The organism is Propionicimonas sp., assembly GCF_047606205.1.
GTDB lineage: Bacteria > Actinomycetota > Actinomycetes > Propionibacteriales > Propionibacteriaceae > Propionicimonas.
The window spans coordinates 1-19,338 of the sequence record NZ_JASGES010000025.1 but is presented as its reverse complement, the minus strand read 5'-3'; the positions used below and the strand labels follow the sequence as shown (position 1 = coordinate 19,338).

At 71.7% G+C, this 19,338-nt stretch carries 18 protein-coding genes; 8 read left to right on the top strand and 10 right to left on the bottom strand.

Annotated features, from left to right (window positions below; translation table 11 throughout):
* Nucleotides 1-109: 109 nt before the first annotated feature.
* Entirely contained in the window at nucleotides 110-1,471 is a 1,362-nt protein-coding gene (locus QM633_RS01505) for a protealysin inhibitor emfourin (protein WP_415151952.1), read from the top strand.
* 172 nt (nucleotides 1,472-1,643) lie between these two features.
* On the opposite strand, the gene QM633_RS01500 is transcribed toward QM633_RS01505, so the two are convergent.
* The 4 genes from QM633_RS01500 to QM633_RS01485 form a co-directional block, all read right to left on the bottom strand.
* Nucleotides 1,644-3,014 carry an aspartate aminotransferase family protein gene (locus tag QM633_RS01500; protein ID WP_415151951.1) on the bottom strand — a complete coding sequence of 457 codons (1,371 nt, stop codon included), beginning with the start codon at nucleotides 3,012-3,014 and terminating at the stop codon, nucleotides 1,644-1,646.
* 128 nt (nucleotides 3,015-3,142) lie between these two features.
* Nucleotides 3,143-4,522 (bottom strand): NAD-dependent succinate-semialdehyde dehydrogenase, encoded by a 1,380-nt coding sequence (locus QM633_RS01495; protein WP_415151950.1) that lies wholly within the window; start codon nucleotides 4,520-4,522, stop codon nucleotides 3,143-3,145.
* A gap of 61 nt (nucleotides 4,523-4,583) precedes the next feature.
* On the bottom strand, nucleotides 4,584-5,984 hold the full coding sequence (locus QM633_RS01490) for an NAD(P)/FAD-dependent oxidoreductase (protein WP_415151949.1): 1,401 nt from the start codon (nucleotides 5,982-5,984) through the stop codon (nucleotides 4,584-4,586).
* Between the two features lie 185 nt (nucleotides 5,985-6,169).
* The gene (locus QM633_RS01485) at nucleotides 6,170-7,774 is read right to left on the bottom strand and encodes an amidohydrolase (protein ID WP_415151947.1); all 1,605 of its coding nucleotides are present in this window, start codon (nucleotides 7,772-7,774) and stop codon (nucleotides 6,170-6,172) included.
* A 145-nt stretch (nucleotides 7,775-7,919) separates the two neighbouring features.
* Between QM633_RS01485 and QM633_RS01480 the strand changes: the two genes are divergently transcribed.
* Nucleotides 7,920-8,489, top strand: a complete 570-nt coding sequence (locus QM633_RS01480; RefSeq protein ID WP_415151946.1) for a dihydrofolate reductase family protein — start codon at nucleotides 7,920-7,922, stop codon at nucleotides 8,487-8,489.
* Nucleotides 8,490-8,669: 180 nt separating this feature from the next.
* Here QM633_RS01480 and QM633_RS01475 read toward each other — a convergent pair whose 3' ends face one another.
* The 3 genes from QM633_RS01475 to QM633_RS01465 all read right to left on the bottom strand — a co-directional run bounded on the left by QM633_RS01475 (nucleotide 8,670) and on the right by QM633_RS01465 (nucleotide 9,986).
* On the bottom strand, nucleotides 8,670-9,140 hold the full coding sequence (locus QM633_RS01475) for a GNAT family N-acetyltransferase (RefSeq protein ID WP_415151945.1): 471 nt from the start codon (nucleotides 9,138-9,140) through the stop codon (nucleotides 8,670-8,672).
* Nucleotides 9,137-9,427: a DUF1778 domain-containing protein gene (locus QM633_RS01470; RefSeq protein ID WP_415151944.1), complete on the bottom strand. Its 291-nt coding sequence runs from the start codon at nucleotides 9,425-9,427 to the stop codon at nucleotides 9,137-9,139. Before QM633_RS01470 ends, QM633_RS01475 begins: the two co-directional genes overlap by 4 nt.
* Nucleotides 9,428-9,494: 67 nt before the next feature.
* Nucleotides 9,495-9,986 (bottom strand): phosphoribosyltransferase, encoded by a 492-nt coding sequence (locus QM633_RS01465; protein ID WP_415151943.1) that lies wholly within the window; start codon nucleotides 9,984-9,986, stop codon nucleotides 9,495-9,497.
* Nucleotides 9,987-10,099: 113 nt separating this feature from the next.
* Here QM633_RS01465 and QM633_RS01460 point away from each other — a divergent pair, with 113 nt between their 5' ends.
* On the top strand, nucleotides 10,100-10,381 hold the full coding sequence (locus QM633_RS01460) for an acylphosphatase (protein ID WP_415151942.1): 282 nt from the start codon (nucleotides 10,100-10,102) through the stop codon (nucleotides 10,379-10,381).
* On the opposite strand, the gene QM633_RS01455 is transcribed toward QM633_RS01460, so the two are convergent.
* The 3 genes from QM633_RS01455 to QM633_RS01445 are packed head-to-tail and all read right to left on the bottom strand — an operon-like array spanning nucleotide 10,372 to nucleotide 12,240.
* A complete protein-coding gene (locus QM633_RS01455) occupies nucleotides 10,372-11,409 on the bottom strand; it encodes a YdcF family protein (protein ID WP_415151941.1) in 1,038 nt (345 codons plus the stop codon). The genes QM633_RS01460 and QM633_RS01455 overlap by 10 nt on opposite strands.
* Before the next feature lie 4 nt (nucleotides 11,410-11,413).
* Nucleotides 11,414-11,578 (bottom strand): hypothetical protein, encoded by a 165-nt coding sequence (locus QM633_RS01450; RefSeq protein WP_415151940.1) that lies wholly within the window; start codon nucleotides 11,576-11,578, stop codon nucleotides 11,414-11,416.
* Entirely contained in the window at nucleotides 11,578-12,240 is a 663-nt protein-coding gene (locus tag QM633_RS01445; RefSeq protein WP_415151939.1) for a class E sortase, read from the bottom strand. The genes QM633_RS01450 and QM633_RS01445 overlap by 1 nt, the downstream gene beginning before the upstream one ends.
* Nucleotides 12,241-12,438: 198 nt before the next feature.
* On the opposite strand from QM633_RS01445, the gene QM633_RS01440 reads away from it, so the two are divergent.
* The 5 genes from QM633_RS01440 (at nucleotide 12,439) to QM633_RS01420 (ending at nucleotide 19,333) form a co-directional block, all read left to right on the top strand.
* Nucleotides 12,439-13,179, top strand: a complete 741-nt coding sequence (locus QM633_RS01440; protein WP_415151938.1) for a response regulator transcription factor — start codon at nucleotides 12,439-12,441, stop codon at nucleotides 13,177-13,179.
* Nucleotides 13,176-14,621 (top strand): sensor histidine kinase, encoded by a 1,446-nt coding sequence (locus QM633_RS01435; protein WP_415151937.1) that lies wholly within the window; start codon nucleotides 13,176-13,178, stop codon nucleotides 14,619-14,621. The genes QM633_RS01440 and QM633_RS01435 overlap by 4 nt, the downstream gene beginning before the upstream one ends.
* A 74-nt stretch (nucleotides 14,622-14,695) precedes the next feature.
* Entirely contained in the window at nucleotides 14,696-16,852 is a 2,157-nt protein-coding gene (locus QM633_RS01430) for an ArnT family glycosyltransferase (protein ID WP_415151936.1), read from the top strand.
* Between the two features lie 10 nt (nucleotides 16,853-16,862).
* Nucleotides 16,863-18,080, top strand: coding sequence for a glycosyltransferase (locus QM633_RS01425; RefSeq protein ID WP_415151935.1), 1,218 nt, complete (start codon nucleotides 16,863-16,865; stop codon nucleotides 18,078-18,080).
* A gap of 299 nt (nucleotides 18,081-18,379) precedes the next feature.
* Nucleotides 18,380-19,333 (top strand): helix-turn-helix domain-containing protein, encoded by a 954-nt coding sequence (locus tag QM633_RS01420; RefSeq protein WP_415151934.1) that lies wholly within the window; start codon nucleotides 18,380-18,382, stop codon nucleotides 19,331-19,333.
* The last annotated feature ends 5 nt before the right edge of the window (nucleotides 19,334-19,338 follow it).

Here is a 19,338-nt window from a genome sequence, read left to right as displayed (position 1 = left end):
TTTGCTCCCCGGATCCGGGGAGCAAAGCCGCTTTTCGGGAGCGTTCGCAGTGGCACGGGGCAAGAGGTGCGACCACGCGGGTGTCGGGGGGCGGGGGCATGCTGGTGGTATGAGCCACCCCATGCAGATCGTCCCTCCCTACCTGCTGCAGCACCTCGCCGAGGGAACGGCACCCATCGCCGAGCTCGCCCGTGCGACGCTGGTCGCCGACAATGGCAAGCGCCGGGCCAGGGAGGCCGGAGTGCGACCGTCCCTGCGCGCGCCGGCCGCGCAGGCGGCGACCGGGCCGTCCCGGGAGATCTTCGACGCCCACCACACCGAGGACCTGCCCGGCACCTCGGTCCGCGCGGAGGGGGCTGCCCCCACCGGTGATCCGGCGGCCGACGAGGCCTACGACGGCTTCGGCGCCACCTGGAAGCTGTATGACGAGGTCTACGGACGCAACTCGATCGACGGCGCTGGAATGCGGCTGCTCGGCAGCGTCCACTACGGCGAGGGCTACCAGAACGCATTCTGGGACGGCACGCGGATGGTCTTCGGCGACGGCGACGGGGTCATTTTCGGGCGCTTCACCGCCAGCCTCGACGTGATCGGCCACGAACTCACCCACGGGGTCACCGAGCACACCGCCAACCTCACCTACCGCAACCAGTCGGGCGCCCTGAACGAGTCGATCTCGGACGTGTTCGGCGTCCTGGTCGCCCAGTACGCCGCCGGCGAGACCGCGGAGGCGGCCGACTGGCTGGTCGGCGCCGAGCTCCTGCTCCCCGGTGTGAAGGGGACGGCGCTGCGCAACATGCTGCATCCCGGCACGGCCTACGACGATCCGCGCCTGGGCAAGGACCCCCAGCCGGCGGACATGAGCGGGTACGTGAAGACCACCAGCGACAACGGCGGCGTCCACTACAACTCGGGAATCCCCAATCGCGCGTTCGCCCTCGCTGCGACCTCCCTCGGCGGCCACGCGTGGGAGAAGGCGGGGCAGATCTGGTACGACGTCCTGACCGGCGCGGAGATCGCCGCCGACTGCGACTTCGCGGCCTTCGCCGAGCTCACGATCGACGCGGCCGTGGCCCGGTTCGGCGACGGCGCGGAGGCGGCGGCCGTCCGCCAGGCGTGGCTGACAGTGGGGGTCACGGCGGACGCGGCCGGGGCGACCCCGTCCGGGGACGAGCAGGTCGACCCCCACGCCCAGCTCCTGCTGCGGCGCAGCGGCGGGTTCGCCGGGCTCACGCGGGAGCGTCGCAGGGCCCTCGCCGATCTGGACGACGAGGACAGGCGGGCGTGGAACGGGCTCCTGGCCGGCGAGACCCTGCCCAGGCTGGCCGCGGCGGCCGAGCCGAAACCGGATGCGTACTGCTATGGGGTGGTCTGTCCGCAGGCGGACGTCGACGTGGAGCTCGCCGAGTCGGGCCTGCCGGCGGGGGTCAGGCGGCTCTTCGAACGGTTCCTCGGCGAGCACGTGTCGTGATCCGGCCGCGCGTGGCCGGAAAGGGGACGCAGCGAGCCGTTCGGGACCGCTCGAGCGGCCGGATCACGACAGCGGTCGCCTCGACCGGCCGGCGGAGCTGTTTCGACAGGCTCAGGGCAGGCCGGGCCCGACCAGCCACCTGAGGTCGGTCAGGGCCGGAGGGGGACGGGGATCAGAGCAGCGACCACGCCTGCGACAGCACCGGACGCAATGCCTGTTCGATCCGGTCGAACTCCGCCGGACCGCAGATCAGCGGGGGCGCGAACTGCACCACGGCGTTGCCGCGGTCGTCGGTGCGGCAGTACACGCCCGCCTCGAGCGCGGCCGGGGCGACGAACCCGCGCAGCACCCGCTCGCAGTCCTCCCTCGAGAACGGCTCCTTGCTGCCCTTGTCGCGCACGAGCTCGAGCGACCAGAAGTAGCCGCTGCCGCGGACGTCCCCGACGATCGGCAGGTCGAGCAGCCGCTCCAGCGTCGAGCGGAAGGCCCCCTCGTTGCGCTGCACGTTGCCGAGCAGGTCCTCGGCGGCGAACAGGTCGAGGTTGGCCAGCGCGGCCGCGCAGGCCACCGGGTGCCCACCGAAGGTGTAGCCGTGCGGGAAGGTCGTCGTACCGACCGAGAACGGCTCGTAGACCCGCTCGGAGACGATCATCGCCCCGAGCGGGGTGTAGCCGGAGGTCAGGCCCTTCGCGCTGGTGATGATGTCCGGCTGGTAGCCGAACTTCTCACAGCCGAACATCGTGCCGAGCCGCCCGTAGGCGCAGATCACCTCGTCGGAGACCAGCAGCACGTCGTAGCTGTCGCAGATCTCGCGGAGCCGCTCGAAGTAGCCCGGCGGGGGCGGGAACGACCCGCCCGCGTTCTGCACCGGCTCCACGAACACGGCCGCGACCGTGTCCGGCCCCTCGGCGAGGATCGCCTCCTCCACCCGGTCGGCCGCCCACCGGCCGAAGGCGGCCTCGTCACCGGCGAGCGGTTCGGGCGCCCGGTAGAAGTCGGTGGCCGGGACGCGCACCGTGCCCGGCACCAGCGGCTCGAAGGGCATCTTGAAGCCGGGCACGCTGGTGATCGACAACGCACCGTGGGTGGTGCCGTGGTAGGCGATCGCGCGGCTGATCGCCTTGGTCTTGCCCGGCTTGCCGGTCAGCTTGAAGTACTGCTTGGCCAGCTTCCAGGCCGACTCGACGGCTTCGCCGCCACCGGAGCAGAAGAAGATCTTGTTGAGGTCGCCCGGCGCGAGGCCGGCGAGCCGGTCGGCCAGTTCGATCGCCGGCGGTGTCGCGTAGGACCACAGCGGGAAGAAGGCGAGCTTCTTCGCCTGCGCGGCCATCGCCGAGACGATCTCGTCGCGACCGTAGCCGGCCTGGACGACGAACAGCCCCGACAGCGCGTCGAGGTAGCGGCGGCCCGCCTCGTCGATGATCTCGAAGCCTTCACCGCCGGCGATCACGGGGACGCCGTTGCGCTCGGCCGTGCCCATCCGGGTGAAGTGCATCCAGAGGTGGTCGCTGGGTCTCCCCGGTGCGACGAGCGATTCGGTCATGGTCGTCCTCCCTGCCTCAGTCACGGTCTCTCACTCTTCCCGTCTGCGCGCTCGTGGGCCCGCTCCGGCCGAGTTGTCAGAATCCCGCCGGCCACGACCGGTTGGGGTTCTGGCCACTCGACGGAAATTCACGCACCCGGTGCGACTGTCCGGATCAGCTTGCGGTTGGCGAACTCGGTCGCGCCGAGCCGGCCCATCTCGCGGCCGAAGCCGCTGCGCTTCACACCGCCGAACGGCAACTCCACGCCGTCGGCGAGGACGCAGTTGACGAACACCATGCCGGCGTCGATGGCGTTGGCCACCCGCTCGCCCTGCTCGGCGTCGGTGGTGTAGACGTAGGAGCCCAACCCGTAGGGGGTGTCATTGGCGACCTCGATCGCCTCGGCCTCGTCGGCCACCTCGTAGACGAGGGCGACCGGCCCGAACATCTCCTCGCGGTAGATCGCCGAGTCCCGCGGGATGCCGGTGATCACGGTCGGGGCGAAGAAGGCGCCGTCGCGGGTACCGCCGAGCAGAATGGACGCCCCGGCCTCCGCGGCGCGCCGCACCTGGCCCTCCAGGCGCTCGGCCGCGACCAGGGACGACACCGGCCCGAGCTCCGCGTCGTCGGCCAGCGGGTCGCTGGGGGCGACCCCGGACAACGCTGCGACCAGCTTCTCGGTGAAGGCCGCGTGCAGGTCGGAGACGACGATCGCCCGCTTCGGGGCGTTGCAGGACTGGCCGGAGTTGTCCAGCCGCCCGGCGACGAGGTCGGCCACCACCGCGTCCAGGTCGTCCGCCGACAGCACGATGAACGGGTCGGACCCACCGAGCTCGAGGACGACCTTCTTCAGGTGCCGCCCGGCCTGCTCGGCCACCGCGGACCCCGCGCGCTCGGAGCCGGTCAGGGAGACGCCCTGGACCCGTGGATCGGCGATCACCGCCGAGATCTGCTCGTTGCTGGCCAGGATCGCCTGGTACGCCCCGTCCGGCACGCCGGCGTCGGCGTACATCGCCTGGATCAGCTCCGCCGTGTGCGGGCACTGGGGTGCGGGCTTGAGCAGGACGCTGTTGCCGACGACGATGTTCGGCGCGGCGAACCGGGCCACCTGGTAGAACGGGAAGTTCCACGGCATGATCCCCAGGATCACACCGAGCGGCGCCGACCGGATCACGGCCGTCCCGGTGCCGGCGAGCAGCTCGATCGGCTGGTCCGCGAGCTCGGCGGGGGACGCCTCGGCGTAGTAGCGGTAGATGTCGGCGGCGAAGTCGATCTCGCCGAGGGCCTGGGCGAGCGGCTTGCCCATCTCGGCGACGAGCGCCCTGCCCAGCTCGTCTCGACGTTCGCTGTGCAGGTCACCGACCGCGCGGACGAGAGCGGCCCGCTCCGCGACGGTGCTGCGGCGCCCCCAGCCGCGGGTGGCGGCATCCGCGCGCGCGATCGCGTCCGCCAGGTCGGAGTCGGTGATCCCGGGGTAGCTGACGAGCAGGTCCCCGGTCACCGGGTTGGTCACGGCGTACGAACTCATCGGATGCGTCTCCTTCGGGTTGTCGGTGGTCGGAGGTCTTCGACGGCCTCGGCGCGGGTGGTCACGAGTCGAACCCCAGGCCGAGGGCGTCCAGTGAGCGCAGGACGGCATTGCGCCTGCCCTCGTTGTGGTCGGCGCGATCCAGCGACCACTTCGTGACGGCGATGCCGAGCGCCGCGGCGGGTTCGGGCGGGAACGGCAGCGGACGCTCGCGCACCATCCGCAGCGACGTCCGCGCCGTCTCCTCACCGGCCAGCAGGTCGAGCATGACGTCGGCGGCGAAGCGGGTGGCGCCGACGCCGAGCCCGGTGAAGCCCGCCGCGTAGGCGACCAGCCCGGCGCGGGCCAGGCCGTAGAACGCGCAGAAGCGGGTGCAGGTGTCGATCGCGCCGGCCCACCGGTGGCTGAACCGCAGCCCGTCCAGTTGGGGAAAGGTGGCGAAGAAGTGCTCGGCGAGGCGCCGGTAGCTGGCCGGGCGCTCCTCGTAGCCCGCCCGCACCTTGCCGCCGTAGTGGTAGATCGCGTCGTAGCCGCCGAACAGGATCCGGTTGTCGGCGGTCAGGCGGTAGTAGTGGAACTGGTTGGCCAGGTCGGCGACGCCCTGCCGGTTCGACCAGCCGATCGAGGCCAGTTGTGCCGCCTCCAGCGGCTCGGTGACGATCGCGTAGTCGTAGACGGGGACGGTGAGCAACCGGTTGCGGCGGAGCAGGGAGCGGAAGACGTTGGTCGCCAGTGCCACGGAGCGAGCTTTCACCCAGCCGCGCGCCGTGGTCACCGTGACCGGCCCGCCGCCCTCGATGGCCTGCACCTCGGAGTGCTCGTGGATGACCACTCCCAGCTCGTCGGCGACGCGGGCAAGCTCGAGGGCGAGCCGGCCGGGGTTCACCAGCGCCGCGTCGTGGCGGCTCCACAGCCCGCCCAGGTAACTCGGCGAGTTCACCTCCGCGCGCACCGCCGCTCGGTCGAGGAAGCCGTCGTCGGCCTCGATCCAGGCCAGCTGGTGGGGCTCGACGGCGACGCTGAGCTGGCCGGTGCGCTCGAACTCGACGTCCATCCCGTAGCGGCGGACCGTCTCCTCGATGCCGTCCAGGTTCTCCCTGCCGAGCCGGTCGAGCTGGTCGAGCTCGTCGGGCCAGCGCTGCCGCCCGTTCTCCTCGCCGTGGGTGAGGCTGGCCTCGCAGAAGCCGCCGTTGCGGCCGGACGCCGCCCAGCCGACCTCGTGGGCCTCCAGCAGCACCACCTGGCGGGACGGGTCCCGCTCCTTGGCGCGGATCGCCGTCCACAACCCGGCGTAGCCTCCCCCGACGACGACCAGGTCGGCTGCGCGCCCGCCCACGAGAGGGCGGTGGTCGACCCGGTGCAGGCCGTCCAGCCAGAAGACCGAGGGACGGCTCGTGGCGAGCGCCTGCGTCACCGTCCGCGCGGGCGGCCGACCACGCTCGAATGCCGTGGTGCGCTGCACTCCTCCACCTCCCCGGCAACCACTGCTGCGGCGCCTCTCGCCGTCCTGACAGGATCAACCTAGCGGAGCCCCGCGTCGATCGCGTTACGGAATACGCATCACTGGCCGGGCAGTGGCGACGAATACCGCTGGGCAGCCATGGCCTGTTCGCGGAAACCTCAACACCGACGCCCCGGCCTTGCGGCTCACGCCTGGTAGGTCTGGACCCCGGCCAGCCAGGTGCCGCGGACCACCGCCGTCCGGGCGAGCGCCGGATCGGCCGCCGTCACGTCCCGGTCCAGCCAGACCAGATCCGCGTCCCTCCCCACCGTGATCGAGCCGCGGAAGAGGTCGGTGAAGCCCTGGTAGGCGCCGGTCGCCGTGGCGGCGAGCAGGCCCTGCTCGAGGGGCAGCCGCTCGTGGGGCATCCAGCCGCCTGCGGGCAGGCCCGCGTCGTTCTGGCGGGTCGCGGCAACGGTCAACGCCTCCAGCGGGGAGTTCGTCGAGACCGGCCAGTCGCTCGCGATCGACACCCGCGCCCCGAGGGCGAGCAGGGTGGCCACCGGGTACTGGCGATCGGTGCGCGCCGGACCCAGCCGGGGCGCGGTCAGCTCGTCCATCAACGCGTCGCGCTGGGCCCAGTAGGTCTGCATCGCCGCCGTGACACCGAGGGACGCGAACCGCGCCAGGTCGGACGCCTCGGCGAGCTGCACGTGGGTGATCACCGGCCTGCGGTCGCGCTCCGGGTTGGTGCGGATCGCGTGCTCGATCGCGTCGAGGGCGTGCCGGACGGCCGCGTCCCCGATTGCATGGATGTGGGTCTGGAAGCCCAGCGCGTCGACGGCGGCGACGGCCAGCGCCAACTGGTCCGCGGGCCAGACCGCCCTGCCGTGGTCGTGGGTGTCGAGGTACGGCTCCAGCAGCTCGGCGGTGGCCGACTCGATCACTCCGTCGGCGAAGAACTTCACCGTCTCGCCGGTGAGCAGCCGTGGGGCGCCGCTCGCCCTGACCTCCTCCCGCTGGGCGACGAACCCGGCCAACTGGTCGCGCCAGCGGTCCGGCTCGGCCAGCCACGCGAGGTTGGTGCGGACGTTCAGCCGGCCGCTGTCGAGCAGCGCGAGGTAGGGACGGTGGCCGCCCGCCTCGACCCAGGCGTCCTGCATCCAGGTCACGCCGACCGCCGCCATGTCGGCGCAGGCCAGCCCCAGCGCGTCCGCCTTCTCCGCCGGGGTGGGCTCGGGCGCGAACCGGTCGACGAGGGTGTAGGCGGCGGGCTCGCGCAGCGTGCCGACCGGGCGGCCGTCGGCGAACCGGTCGATCAGGCCGGTCGCGGGGTCCGGGGTGGACGCGTCCACGCCGGCGATCTCCAGTGCCCGCGAGTTGCACCACACCGTGTGGTAGTCGTGGGCGCGCAGCAGGACGGGGCGATCGGCGACCGCCTCGTCCAGCCAGGCGGCGTGGAAGGATCCGCCCGGCGCCAGCGCGGGCTCGTAGCTGCCCCCGACGATCCAGTCCCGTTCGGGATGCGCGGCTGCGTGTCGTCCGACCTCCGCGACGATCGCCGCGACCGAGGTCAGGTGCGAGATGGACGGCCCGAGCTTCTCCATGCCTGCCTGCGGCGGATGGCAGTGGCCGTCGGAGAACGCGGGCAGCAGCAGGCCGCCGGAGAGGTCGACGATCTGGCCGGCGTCCCGGGCGGAGGCCGCCGCGCCGAGGGCGCTGATCCGTCCGTCGCTGACGGCCAGGGCGTCGGTGCGGAGCCCAGGGCCCAACCACACCGCGCCGTTGGTGAACAACAGCTCGACCCCCACGCGAACCACCCCTCTCCCCCGCGAGCGTGGCGGGGCAGGGCCAGCGTAGGGAGGCGGGGGCCCGTGCTGGCGGACGTCCGGCGCCGGGGGGTTGATCGCGTCGGGTCCGGTGAGGAGAGTGGAGACAGCGAGAAGGAGGCAGCACGTGCGAGAACTGAGACTGGTGGAGTTCCTGTCCGTCGACGGCGTGATGCAGGGCCTGGCGAACCCGGACGGCGACTTCGCGCACCCGGGCTGGGGGATGGACTACCCCGTGCAGCCGCCGAACGAGCCCGGCGTGGCGAACGCGACCACCGCCTACCTGTTCGGGAGGCGCACCTACGAGGAGTTGGCGGCCTTCTGGCCGGCCCAGCCCGACGACAACCCGATGGCCGCCCATCTGAACGCGACCCCGAAGTACCTGGTCAGCCGCACGGTGCCGGCGCCGACGTGGCAGCCCACCACCGTGATCGCCGACGACGTCCACGGCTCGGTGGCCTGGCTGAAGTCGGAGGGCCAGGGCGTGATCACCGTCCTGGGCAGCGGGCAGCTCGCCCGGTTCCTGATGGCGCACGATCTGGTCGACCGGCTCACGCTGTTCGTCCACCCGCTGCTGCTGGGCACCGGCACGGGCCTGTTCGGCGAGCTCCCGTCCCCCCGCCGTCTCCGCCTCGAGTCGGTCGCGCACTCCGCGCTCGGCACCCTCATTCTCGACTACCGCTTCCGCCACGACTGAGGCGGGGACGGGTGCGCGAGGGGCCCGTTCGACCGACTCCGGTGACACCGGCGTCGAGGAGGGCCGGCCCCGCTGGACGCCGATCGCTCTCTCGCCGCCCCGGCGCAGTGGGGTGGGATCCAGGATCAGGACCCGCGCGCTGCGGCAGCCAGTTGGACCGGCTGCATTCACGTCGCGGAGTCAGAACAGCAGATAGAGCCGCAGCGGGTCATCCCGAAAGGTCCGAAACCCGAGGCGCTCGTACCAATCGGCAACCTCGGGAGTCTTGGCGTCCACGAGCAAGGCCCTGCCACCAACCTGGCTCGCCGCGGCACGAGCGCGTTCGGCGGCATCGGCGACCAGCGCACGACCAAGCCCATGCCGCTGGTAACGTCCATCAACACCAAGGCGGGCAAGCAGTACTGCAGGTATCTGCTGCGGGGCGTTCCGATCCAGTCGTCCACCCGCTTCGCCGCGGTCCACCGATACCGGTGCAAGTGCGTAGAACCCCGCCAATGTCTCGTCGTCAAAGACACCCCACGTGACGGCGTCCCCGGTGGAGAGAGACCGGGTGGCTCGCGTGCGCAGCCACAGGTTCAACTCCTCGACACCGCAGTCGAACTGCCGGAGGTCGTCACCGGGCTCCAAGCGTCGGGGTGCGGAGAAGGTCACCGATCAGCCGCCCACGGCCGCGGCACCGCGCGCAAGGTCTCCCAACTCCCCTGATGATCCTCGGGGTGCTCGAGCGCCTCGACGAACCCATCCCAGGCCTGCGGCGAAAGGACGAAGCGTCGGGCGGCTTCGACGTCCCGGCGGGCATCGGCCAACGCCTGGGTGCGAATGTACTCACTGACTGTCCGGTTCGTCAGCTGTGCGGCCTCCACCAGGAGGACGCGCTCATCCTCCGTGGTACGGATGTCGATGCGCGCAGTTCGCCGCGGTGTCTCGGATACACCCATAGGCGAGATTGTACACACATCGTCCGGACGGTCGGTCGGAGATCGACGCCCGCACGGCCATCGTGACTCAGTTGTCGGTGGACGTGCCGATCAGGGGTTCCTCGGCGCTCCACGGGAAGGCGATCCACTCGTCGGTCCGCTTCCACACGTAGTCGCACTTCACCACCGACTGGGGCTTCTCGTAGAGCACGGCGGTGCGCGTCTCGGCGACGTGCTCGGCGCAGAAGTCGCGCACCATCCGCAGCGTCTCGCCGGTGTCCGCGACGTCGTCCACGATCAACGCGCGCTTGTCGGAGAGGTCCACGGCGGCAGGAACCGGCGGCAGCAGGACGGGCAGCGGCAGCCGGGTGTCGACGCCGGTGTAGAACTCCACGTTGATGATGTGCAGGTTCTTGATGCCCATGGCGTAGCTCATCGCGCCCGCGGGGAGCATGCCGCCGCGGGTGATCGACATGATCAGGTCGGGCCGGAAACCGGAGTCGACCACCTGCTGGGCGAGTTCACGGGCGGCCGAGCCGAAGGCCTGCCAGGTGAGTACTTCGCGGACCGGTTCACTCATGCGCGCATCCTTCCAGACGCCGAGCCCCTCGGGCCCGCGTGGCCCAGCCGCTGGAACCGGTGGTCCGGCCACGGGGTCGCCACGCTGGCCCGGACCGGCTTCAATGGGTGCCCATGATCGCCGTCCAGATCACCGTCCGGGGACGCGTCCAGGGCGTCGGGTTCCGCTGGTGGGCCATGGGCGAGGCCCGCTACCTGAACCTGTCCGGCTATGCGGAGAACAAGGCCGACGGAACCGTCGAGATCCGTGCGCAGGGCGAGGAGGAAGCCGTCGGCCGGATGATCCGGCTGGTCGTCGAGAACCCGTCCACCACGGCCCGGCCAGGACGCGTGGACGACGTCGACCTCCGCTGGGTGGACGTGATCGTGGGGCCGAGGGCCTTCGGCTACCGCTGAGAGAGCGTCCCGGCGACCGCGAACAGCAGCGGGAGCAGCGAGAGCGCCACCAGCACCCCGTTCAGCAGGAGGTGGTCGCGCAGGACCGCGATGAACTCCCGGATCACCGCGGGCGGCCAGTAGTAGCGGGCGGTGGGGGCACCGACGGCGTAGCCGGCCAGGCCGTGGCGACGCATCAGCAGCGCGGCCCGGAAAGCGTGGAAGTCGCTGGTGACCACGGCGATCGGCCCCGTGATCGCCCGGTCGGCGAGGAGGGCGGCGGTGTTGGCGAGGTTCTCCTCGGTGTTCCGGGAGCGGTCCTCGGCCAGCACGCATTCGGGGGGCAGGCCGTCCGAGACGAGGTACTCCGCCATGGCCGTCGCCTCCGCCACCGGCTCGTCCGGCCCCTGCCCGCCCGAGGTCACCATCACCCGCGGCGGGACGCCGCGCGCGGCGAGCCGCTCGAACACCTGACGTCCGCGGCGCAACCGACCGGCCAGCAGCGGCGGCACCCGCCCCTCGATGAGCCCCGAGCCGAGCACGACGACGGCGGCCACGGGCGCCCCGCGGCGCGCCATCAGGGCCGGATAGAGGCTCCCGTAGAGCAGGAAGGCCACGAAGGCGAAGCCGAGGTAGCCGGCCGGCAGACCGAGCAGCAGCAGCCAGGTGAACAGGGGCAGCGAGCTCGTCACCACCACGGCCACGACGCCACCTGTGTAGGCCAGCATGACCAGCCCGACCCCGATTCCGAGCAGCCGGGACACGCGCACGCCCTCCCTGCGCAGGAGGATGACCCCGCTCACCAGCAGGAAGCCCGCCAGCCCGACCACGGTTGCCAGCCCCAGCCCGATCACGACCACCAGGAAGATCGCCTCGGCGAACCCTCCCGCGCCGGAGAACGTGCCCAGGGCGAGCCCGAACCCGAGGGCGAGTGCCCACAGCACCGCGGCCAGGAAGTACAGCGCGGTACGGAACTTGCGCGGGTCGAGGGCGTAGCTGACCAGGAAGACGGCCAGGGGCAGGAACTCGGTGAGGGGAACCCCAGTCATGGCGCTACGGTCCGACGGTGGTGTTGTTGAAGGGCATGAACGGGGCGACCTGCGGAAAGACCCACCCGAACAGCACCGCGACCACGGCCACAGCCAGCAGCGCGGCCTGCACCACCTTCGCCGGGACCGGCCCGGGAAGGACCCGCCACAACCACCCGTAGAACGACATCACGACACCTGCAGCACGGCGGCCGGCACACCGTCGGCATGCGGATAGGACGCTTCCAGGGTGGCGTGGACCACGTACCGCTGCCGCGCGCTGAACTCGGGGTGACAACTGGTCATCGTCAGCCCCGCCACCGTGGCCGTCTCACCGGGCCGGTTGGGCACGGGCAGCAGCACCGACACCTGGTCGGGGGCGACGATCTCGTGGCCGGTGACCCGGTACACGAACCAGGTCGGGCCGGTCTCCACCAGCACCACGTCGCCGGCCTTCAGCTCCGCGATCCGGTTGAACGGCTTGCCGTAGGTGGTGCGGTGCCCGGCCATCGCGAAGTTGCCCACCTCGCCCGGCATCGCGGTGCCCACGTAGTGGCCGACACCGCGGTCCAGCACCGCCGCCGTCGTCCCCTCGTACAACGGGCGCGCATAGGACGCGCCGAAGCGCGGGATCCGCACGATCGCGTAGGCGTCCCCGAGCCTGACCTGCTTCGGCTGCACCCAGCCCGGACTGTCGAATCCGGCCTGCAGGGTGTCGACCACCTGGGCCGCATCCGCGTCCGAGGTCACGTCCGTCCACCACAACTGCCAGCCGACGAACAGCAGCAGCACCGCGCCCACGGTCACCAGCACCTCGCCGAGGAGACCGGCGGCACCGCGAAGCACCCGCATGCCGTCCCCTCTCCGCGTGCCGGCGTCCGCCCGGCTCCGCCCACAGGCTACCTGCCGCCGCTCCGCCGCCGGGGTGTCGGCCCGACCACGACGGGACCGCTTCGTGGTTCCCCACTCGGCACCGGGCAGGGCCGAGTCATAGTCTTCTCACAGGAAACTGCCAGCGGTTCCTCACCCGACGCTGAGAGAGTCACCCCTATGGCCATCACCGCACGAAGTGGACAGGAAGCACTCACCCGCCCGGACGGCACCGCGATCCGGGTTCTGACTGTCGATGACGAGACCAGCCTGACCGAGCTGCTCAGCATGGCGCTGCGCTACGAGGGTTGGGAGGTCTCCACCGCCGAGTCGGGCCTGTCCGCGGTCAAGACCGCGCGCGAGGTGCGTCCGGACGCCATCGTGCTCGACATGATGCTGCCCGACTTCGACGGCCTGGAGGTGATGCGTCGGATCCGGGCCGAGCAGCCCGACGTGCCGGTGATCTTCCTGACGGCCAAGGACGCCCTCGACGACCGGATCGGCGGGCTGACCGCCGGCGGCGACGACTACGTCACCAAGCCGTTCAGCCTGGAGGAGCTCGTCGCCCGGCTGCGCGCGCTGCTGCGCCGCTCGGGCGCGACCACTCTGCGCAACGAGTCGCAGCTTGTGGTCGGCGACCTCACCCTCGACGAGGACAGCCACGAGGTGACCCGGGCCGGGCAGGTGATCAACCTGACCGCCACCGAGTTCGAGTTGCTCCGCTACCTGATGCGCAACCCGCGACGCGTGCTCAGCAAGGCCCAGATCCTCGACCGGGTGTGGAACTACGACTTCGGGGGCCAGGCGAACGTCGTCGAGCTGTACATCTCCTACCTGCGCAAGAAGATCGACGCGGGTCGTGCCCCGATGATCCACACCATGCGGGGGGCCGGGTACGTGCTCAAGCCGGCGGCCGAATGACGGTACCCGCGCTGCCCGCGGCGGCCGGCGCCCCCTCCCCGATGGGCAAGGGGACGCTGAGCCGCCAACTGGTGCTGCGCACGACAGCGCTGGTCGCGCTGGTCACCGTGGGGCTGAGCCTGTTCACGGCACTCGCCATCTTCCAGATCCTGCAGAACCAGCTGGACGAGCAGCTCCAGGCGGCCGCGTCGCGCCCGCCCTGGCGCACCGGCACGGGCACGGGCTCCGGAGGCACCGGCGGGGGCCCGGCCGACCCGTCCGGGGCGGGCCTGATCCGGATGGATCTGATCAACGGCACCTGGTGGCTGAACCTGCCCGACGGCGTCACGAAGGATGCCGCCGCCGACCTGGTCAGCGTGGCCGGCGCACGCCCGTCCACCGTCACCGTGGAGGGCGCCGGCCTCTACCGGGTGATGCTCACGGCGAGCGGCGACTCCACCCGGCTCGTCGGCCTGCCCTACTCCGGGGTGACCGGGCCGATGACGAACGTCGTCGTGATGGCGGCGCTGCTGACCTCGGGCGCCATCCTGATCTCCTTCGTCGCCGCCCGGCGCGTGGTCGAGCAGAGCCTGCGTCCGCTCACCCGGCTCGCCGCCACCGCGACCCAGGTGTCGAACCTGCCGCTGGAGAGCGGCGAGGGCCACGTCCCCATCCGGGTCGCGCCGGGGGACGCCAACCCGGCGTCCGAGGTCGGGCGCGTGGGCCTGGCCTTCAACCACATGCTCGACAACGTCGAGCACGCGCTCGCGGCACGCCACCACAGCGAGACGAAGGTGCGCCAGTTCGTCGCGGACGCCTCGCACGAGCTGCGCAACCCGCTCGCGTCCATCCGCGGCTACGCCGAACTGACCCGGCGCGGCAGCGAGGAGCTGCCCGAGGACGCCGCCCACGCGCTCGGCCGGATCGAGGCCGAGTCCGAGCGGATGTCGGTGCTCGTCCAGGACCTCCTGCTGCTGGCCCGGCTCGACTCGGAGCCGACTCTCGACATCCGGCCGACCGACCTCACCGAGATCGTGCTCAACGCGGTCAGCGACGCGCGCGCGGCCAGCCCCGAGCACAGCTGGACGCTGGACCTGCCCGAAGAGCCGGTGACGGCCCTCGCCGACGCCCACGGCCTGCACCAGGTGGTGGCGAACCTGCTGGCGAACGCCCGCACCCACACCCCGGCGGGCACACGGGTGCAGACCTCACTGCGCTCCGAGGACGGCTGGGCGGTCATCTCGGTGACCGACAACGGTCCCGGCGTGCCGAGCGAGATCCAGGGATCGGTGTTCGAGCGGTTCACCCGTGCCGACGTGAGCAGGGTCCGCAAGGCGGGCGGCTCGTCCACCGGCCTCGGCCTGGCGATCGTTTCCGCCGTCGTCCACGCCCACGGCGGCCAGGTCGCCCTGGACAGCGAGCCCGGCCGCACCACGTTCTCGTTCCGGGTCCCGCTGGCCTGAGCACCCCCCACGCTCACAACAGGCTCACAGGGTGGGCCGATGGGAGTGCCAGCCCGGGCGGCTTGGCTAGGTCCATGACCGTGATCGAGACCCAGACGCCGGCCCCCGTGGCCGGGCCGGCCGACCCGACAGCGTCCCGCCGGTACTACGCCTACGCCGAGGACCGTCCCGACTGGGTGGCCCGGGGAACGGTGATCGCCCTCCTGGTGGCGACCGGCTTCCTCTACATCTGGGGCCTGTCCGCCTCCGGCTACGCGAACTCCTTCTACTCCGCCGCCGCGCAGGCGGGCTCCACGAACTGGACGGCCTGGTTCTTCGGCTCCCTGGACGGTGGCAACAGCATCACCGTCGACAAGCCGCCGGCCGCCATCTGGCTGATGGCGCTGTCGGTCCGCCTGTTCGGGCTCAGCTCGTGGAGCATCCTCGTCCCCGAGGCGCTGCTCGGCGTGGCCAGCGTCGGCGTCCTGTACGCGACCGTCCGCCGCACCCTCCTGACCCAGCGCAACGCCCCCGGTTCCACGCACCCGCTGACCCCGCGCAACGCCCACTGGGCGGCGCTGATCGGCGCCGTCGCCTTCGCCCTCACCCCTGTCGCCACCCTGATGTTCCGGTTCAACAACCCGGACGCACTGCTGGTCTTCACGATGGTGCTGGCGAGCTACTTCACCGTCCGGGCCGGCGAGCGCGCCTCCCGCGGCTGGCTGGCTGTGGCCGGAGTTGCGCTCGGCTTCGGCTTCCTCACCAAAATGATGCAGGCCTTCCTGGTCCTACCCGCGCTGGTCGTCGCGTACTGGATCGCCGCGCCCGCGTCCTGGAAGAAGCGCCTGGTCGACCTGCTGGTCGCCTTCGTCACGATGATCGCCTCGTTCGGCTGGTACGTCGCGGTGGTGGAACTGACGCCTGCGTCGCTGCGTCCCTACATCGGCGGCTCGCAGAACAACTCGCTGCTCGAGCTGATCCTCAGCTACAACGGCTTCGGCCGGCTGACCGGCGAGGAGACCGGCTCGGTGGGCAACAGCTCCAGCCGGTGGGGCGAGATCGGCATCCTGCGGATGTTCGAGGGCGTCTCCGGCGGCATGGTGTCCTGGCTGATCCCCGCCGCGCTCGTGCTCTGCGTCGGAGCACTGGGCTACGCCTTCGCGCACCGGAGGCTGGCACCGACGCGGGACGCGGACGGCAACCGCCGGCAGACCCCGTCGCAGGCACTGGCCGGCGGCATCGTGGTCTGGCTGGGCTGGCTGGTCGTGACCGCCCTGGTGTTCAGTTTCATGGCCGGCATCTACCACGACTACTACACGGTGGCGCTCGCACCGGCCATCGGCGGGGCGGTCGCCCTGGGCGGTGCCGGGCTCTGGGCGAACCGCGGACGCCTCGTCGCTCGCCTGGTGCTGGCCGCGGCCGTGGTCGGCACCGGGGTCTGGGCGGTCGTGCTGCTGCAGCAGGCCGGCTCGTGGTACTCGATCCTCGGTTGGGTGGTGCTGGGGCTGGCCACCGCCGCGGGAACCGGGCTCGCGGTCGGCAACCTGCTGCCGAAGGCGCTGACCACCGCCGCCCTGGTGGTCGGTGTGTTCGCCGGCCTCGCCGGTCCGTACGCCTACTCGGTCAACACCGCCTCCACCGCGCACACCGGCTCGATCGTCACCGCCGGTCCGGTCTCGAGCAACAGCTTCGGCGGCGGGCGCGGCGGCGGGCCCGGTGGTGGCGGGCCCGGTGGCGGCGGGTTCGGCGGTGGCACTGGGGCGGGACAACCCCCGGCCCGGGGCGGCTCATCGGCGTCCACCGGTTCGGCCGGGGGCCCGTCGACCTCCACCGGCGCCTCCTCGCGCACGTCCGAAGGCTCCGCCTCCGGCGGCCGCGGCGGCGGGATGGGCGGCCTGCTGAACGGCGCGTCGACGTCCACGGAGCTGACGAACCTGCTGCTGCAGGACTCCGGCTCGTACACCTGGGTGGCCGCGACGACCGGCTCCCAGAACGCGGCGAGCTACCAGCTGGCCACACAGCGGTCCGTGATGGCGATCGGCGGTTTCAACGGCTCCGATCCGTCCCCGACGCTCGAACAGTTCAAGGAGTACGTCGCCGAGGGGAGGATCCACTACTACATCGCGAACTCGATCGGTGCCAGCAACGGCGGATCCGACGTCGCCAGCCAGATCGCGGAATGGGTCGAGGACAACTACTCCTCGACGACCGTCGGCAGCACCACGGTCTACGACCTGACCCAGGCGAAGTGAGGTGACCACGATGAGCGCCCTTCCCGTCCCCGCGACCGACCGCGCCGCACGGCCCCGCACGGCGCTGGTCGACGTGATCATCCCCGTCTACAACGAGGAGGCCGACCTGGCCGCGTCCGTGCTGCGGCTGGAGGGCTACCTGTCGGAGAACTTCCCCTACGACTACCGGATCGTGATCGCCGACAACGCCTCGACCGACGGCACCTGGCCGATCGCCGAGCGTCTCGCGACCAGGAACGAGTCGGTGTGGGCGGTCCACCTCGACGCGAAGGGACGCGGGCGGGCGCTGCGCCAGGTCTGGCTGGCCTCCGACGCGGACGTGGTCGCCTACATGGACGTGGACCTGTCCACCGATCTGAAGGCGCTGCTGCCCCTGGTGGCGCCGCTGGTCAGCGGCCACTCCGATGTCGCGATCGGTACCCGGCTCGCCCGCGGCTCACGGGTGGCGCGCGGGCCGAAGCGGGAGTTCATCTCGCGCAGCTACAACCTGCTGCTGCGGACCACCCTCGGGGCGTCGTTCACCGACGCCCAGTGCGGCTTCAAGGCCGTCCGCAGAGACGTGGCTCGACAACTGCTGCCGCTGGTGGAGGACAACAACTGGTTCTTCGACACCGAGTTGCTGGTGCTCGCCGAGCGCGCGGGGCTGCGCATCCACGAGGTGCCGGTGGACTGGGTCGACGATCCGGGCACCACGGTCGACATCGTGGCGACGGCGACCGAGGACCTGCGCGGGATCTGGCGGCTGCTGCGCGGCCTGGCCGGCCGGCGGATCCCCCTGGACCGGGTGCGCGCGGAACTGGTGCGCCCGGACCTGCCCTCGACCGTGCCGGGGGTCCCGTCCGGCATGCTCGGCCAGCTGCTCCGGTTCGGTGCGGTCGGCGTGGCGAGCACGGTGGCGTACTTCGCGCTGTACCTGCTGCTGCGTCCACTGGGCGCGCAGGCCGCGAACCTGGTCGCCCTGCTGGTGACCGCGGTGGCCAACACCGCGGCCAACCGGCGGTTCACGTTCGGCATCAGCGGACGCGGCGGCGCCCTGCGCCACCATCTAGGCGGCCTGGCCGCGTTCGGCGTGGCGCTGGGGCTCACCAGCGGCTCGCTCTGGGCGCTGGCCACGTTCGCGCCCGGGGCCGGCCACCTGATCGAGGTGGTCGTCCTGGTGGCGGCCAACGCCGCGGCCACCCTGCTGCGCTTCGTCTCGTTGCGGCTGCTGATGCACCGCCGCCCCTGACCCCGTCCCCGCGGCCGCCGTGTCCCGCGGGTGGTCGGTCCCCGCCGCGGGGAGGGGGTCGAAGGACGCCAGCAGCGCCAGCTCCTCGGCGAGCCGGCCGCGGTCACGGTCGAGCCGGGAGTCGAAGCCGGGCCGCCACGACCGCACGTGCGCCGGCTGCAGGGCGATGACGAGGAGGGCCACGAGGCCTGCTGCGATGAGAAGTCCGGTCATGGCAGAAATCCTTTCAACATTGGATTTCGGCCACCAGTGGCAGAAACGTCGCCCTGCAAAGGAATAGTGCCACTATGCTGGCGTCCATGGCCCTGCACAGCGTCAGCGTGATCCTGATCGAGCCGATCTCGTTGTTCGAGTTCAGCGTCGCCGCCGAGGTGTTCGGCATCGACCGTAGCCAGGAGGGCATCGAGTTCGACTTTCAGGTGTGCGGCACGCGTCCGGGCGAGCCGTACGCGACCAAGCTCACCACCCCGCTGACGATCGTGCCGACCAGTTCCCTGAACGACGCCATCGGCAGCGACCTGGTGATCGTTGCACCCACCACGCCTCAGCCGGTCTACGACGAGGCCATCCTGGAGACGCTGCGCGCGGCCCACGCCGCCGGCTCGACGATCCTGAGCCTGTGCTCGGGCTCGTTCGCCCTCGGCGCGGCCGGCCTTCTGGACGGGCGGCCGTGCACCACTCACTGGATGTACGCCGAGGAGATGCGCCGCCGCTTCCCCGCGACGGCGGTGGATCCGAGCGTCCTGTTCGTGGACGCCGGCGACATCATCACCAGCGCGGGCACGGCGGCGGGCGTGGACGCCTGCCTGCACCTGGTCCGCAGAGAACTCGGCGCCGCGGTGGCGAGCACGATCGCCCGGCGGATGGTGGTGCCTCCGCAGCGGGACGGCGGCCAGCAGCAGTTCGTCGAGACCCCGATCCCGGCGTGCGAGTCCGACGGCCTCGCCGCGTTGCTGGAGTGGGCGGTGGCCCACCTCGCCGAGGACCACACGATCGCCTCCCTCGCCGGCCGCGCGACGATGAGCGAACGGACGTTCGCGCGTCGCTTCGCGTCCGAGACCGGCACCACCCCGCACAAGTGGCTCATCCAGCAGCGGGTGCTGGCCGCCCGCGACCTGCTCGAGCGCAGCGACCTCGCCGTCGAGCAGATCGCCGACCGGGTCGGGTTCAACTCGGCCGTCGTGCTGCGTGACCACTTCCGACGCGCGACCGGCCTGGCGCCGACGACCTATCGCCGGCGCTTCGGCCAGTAGCCGCG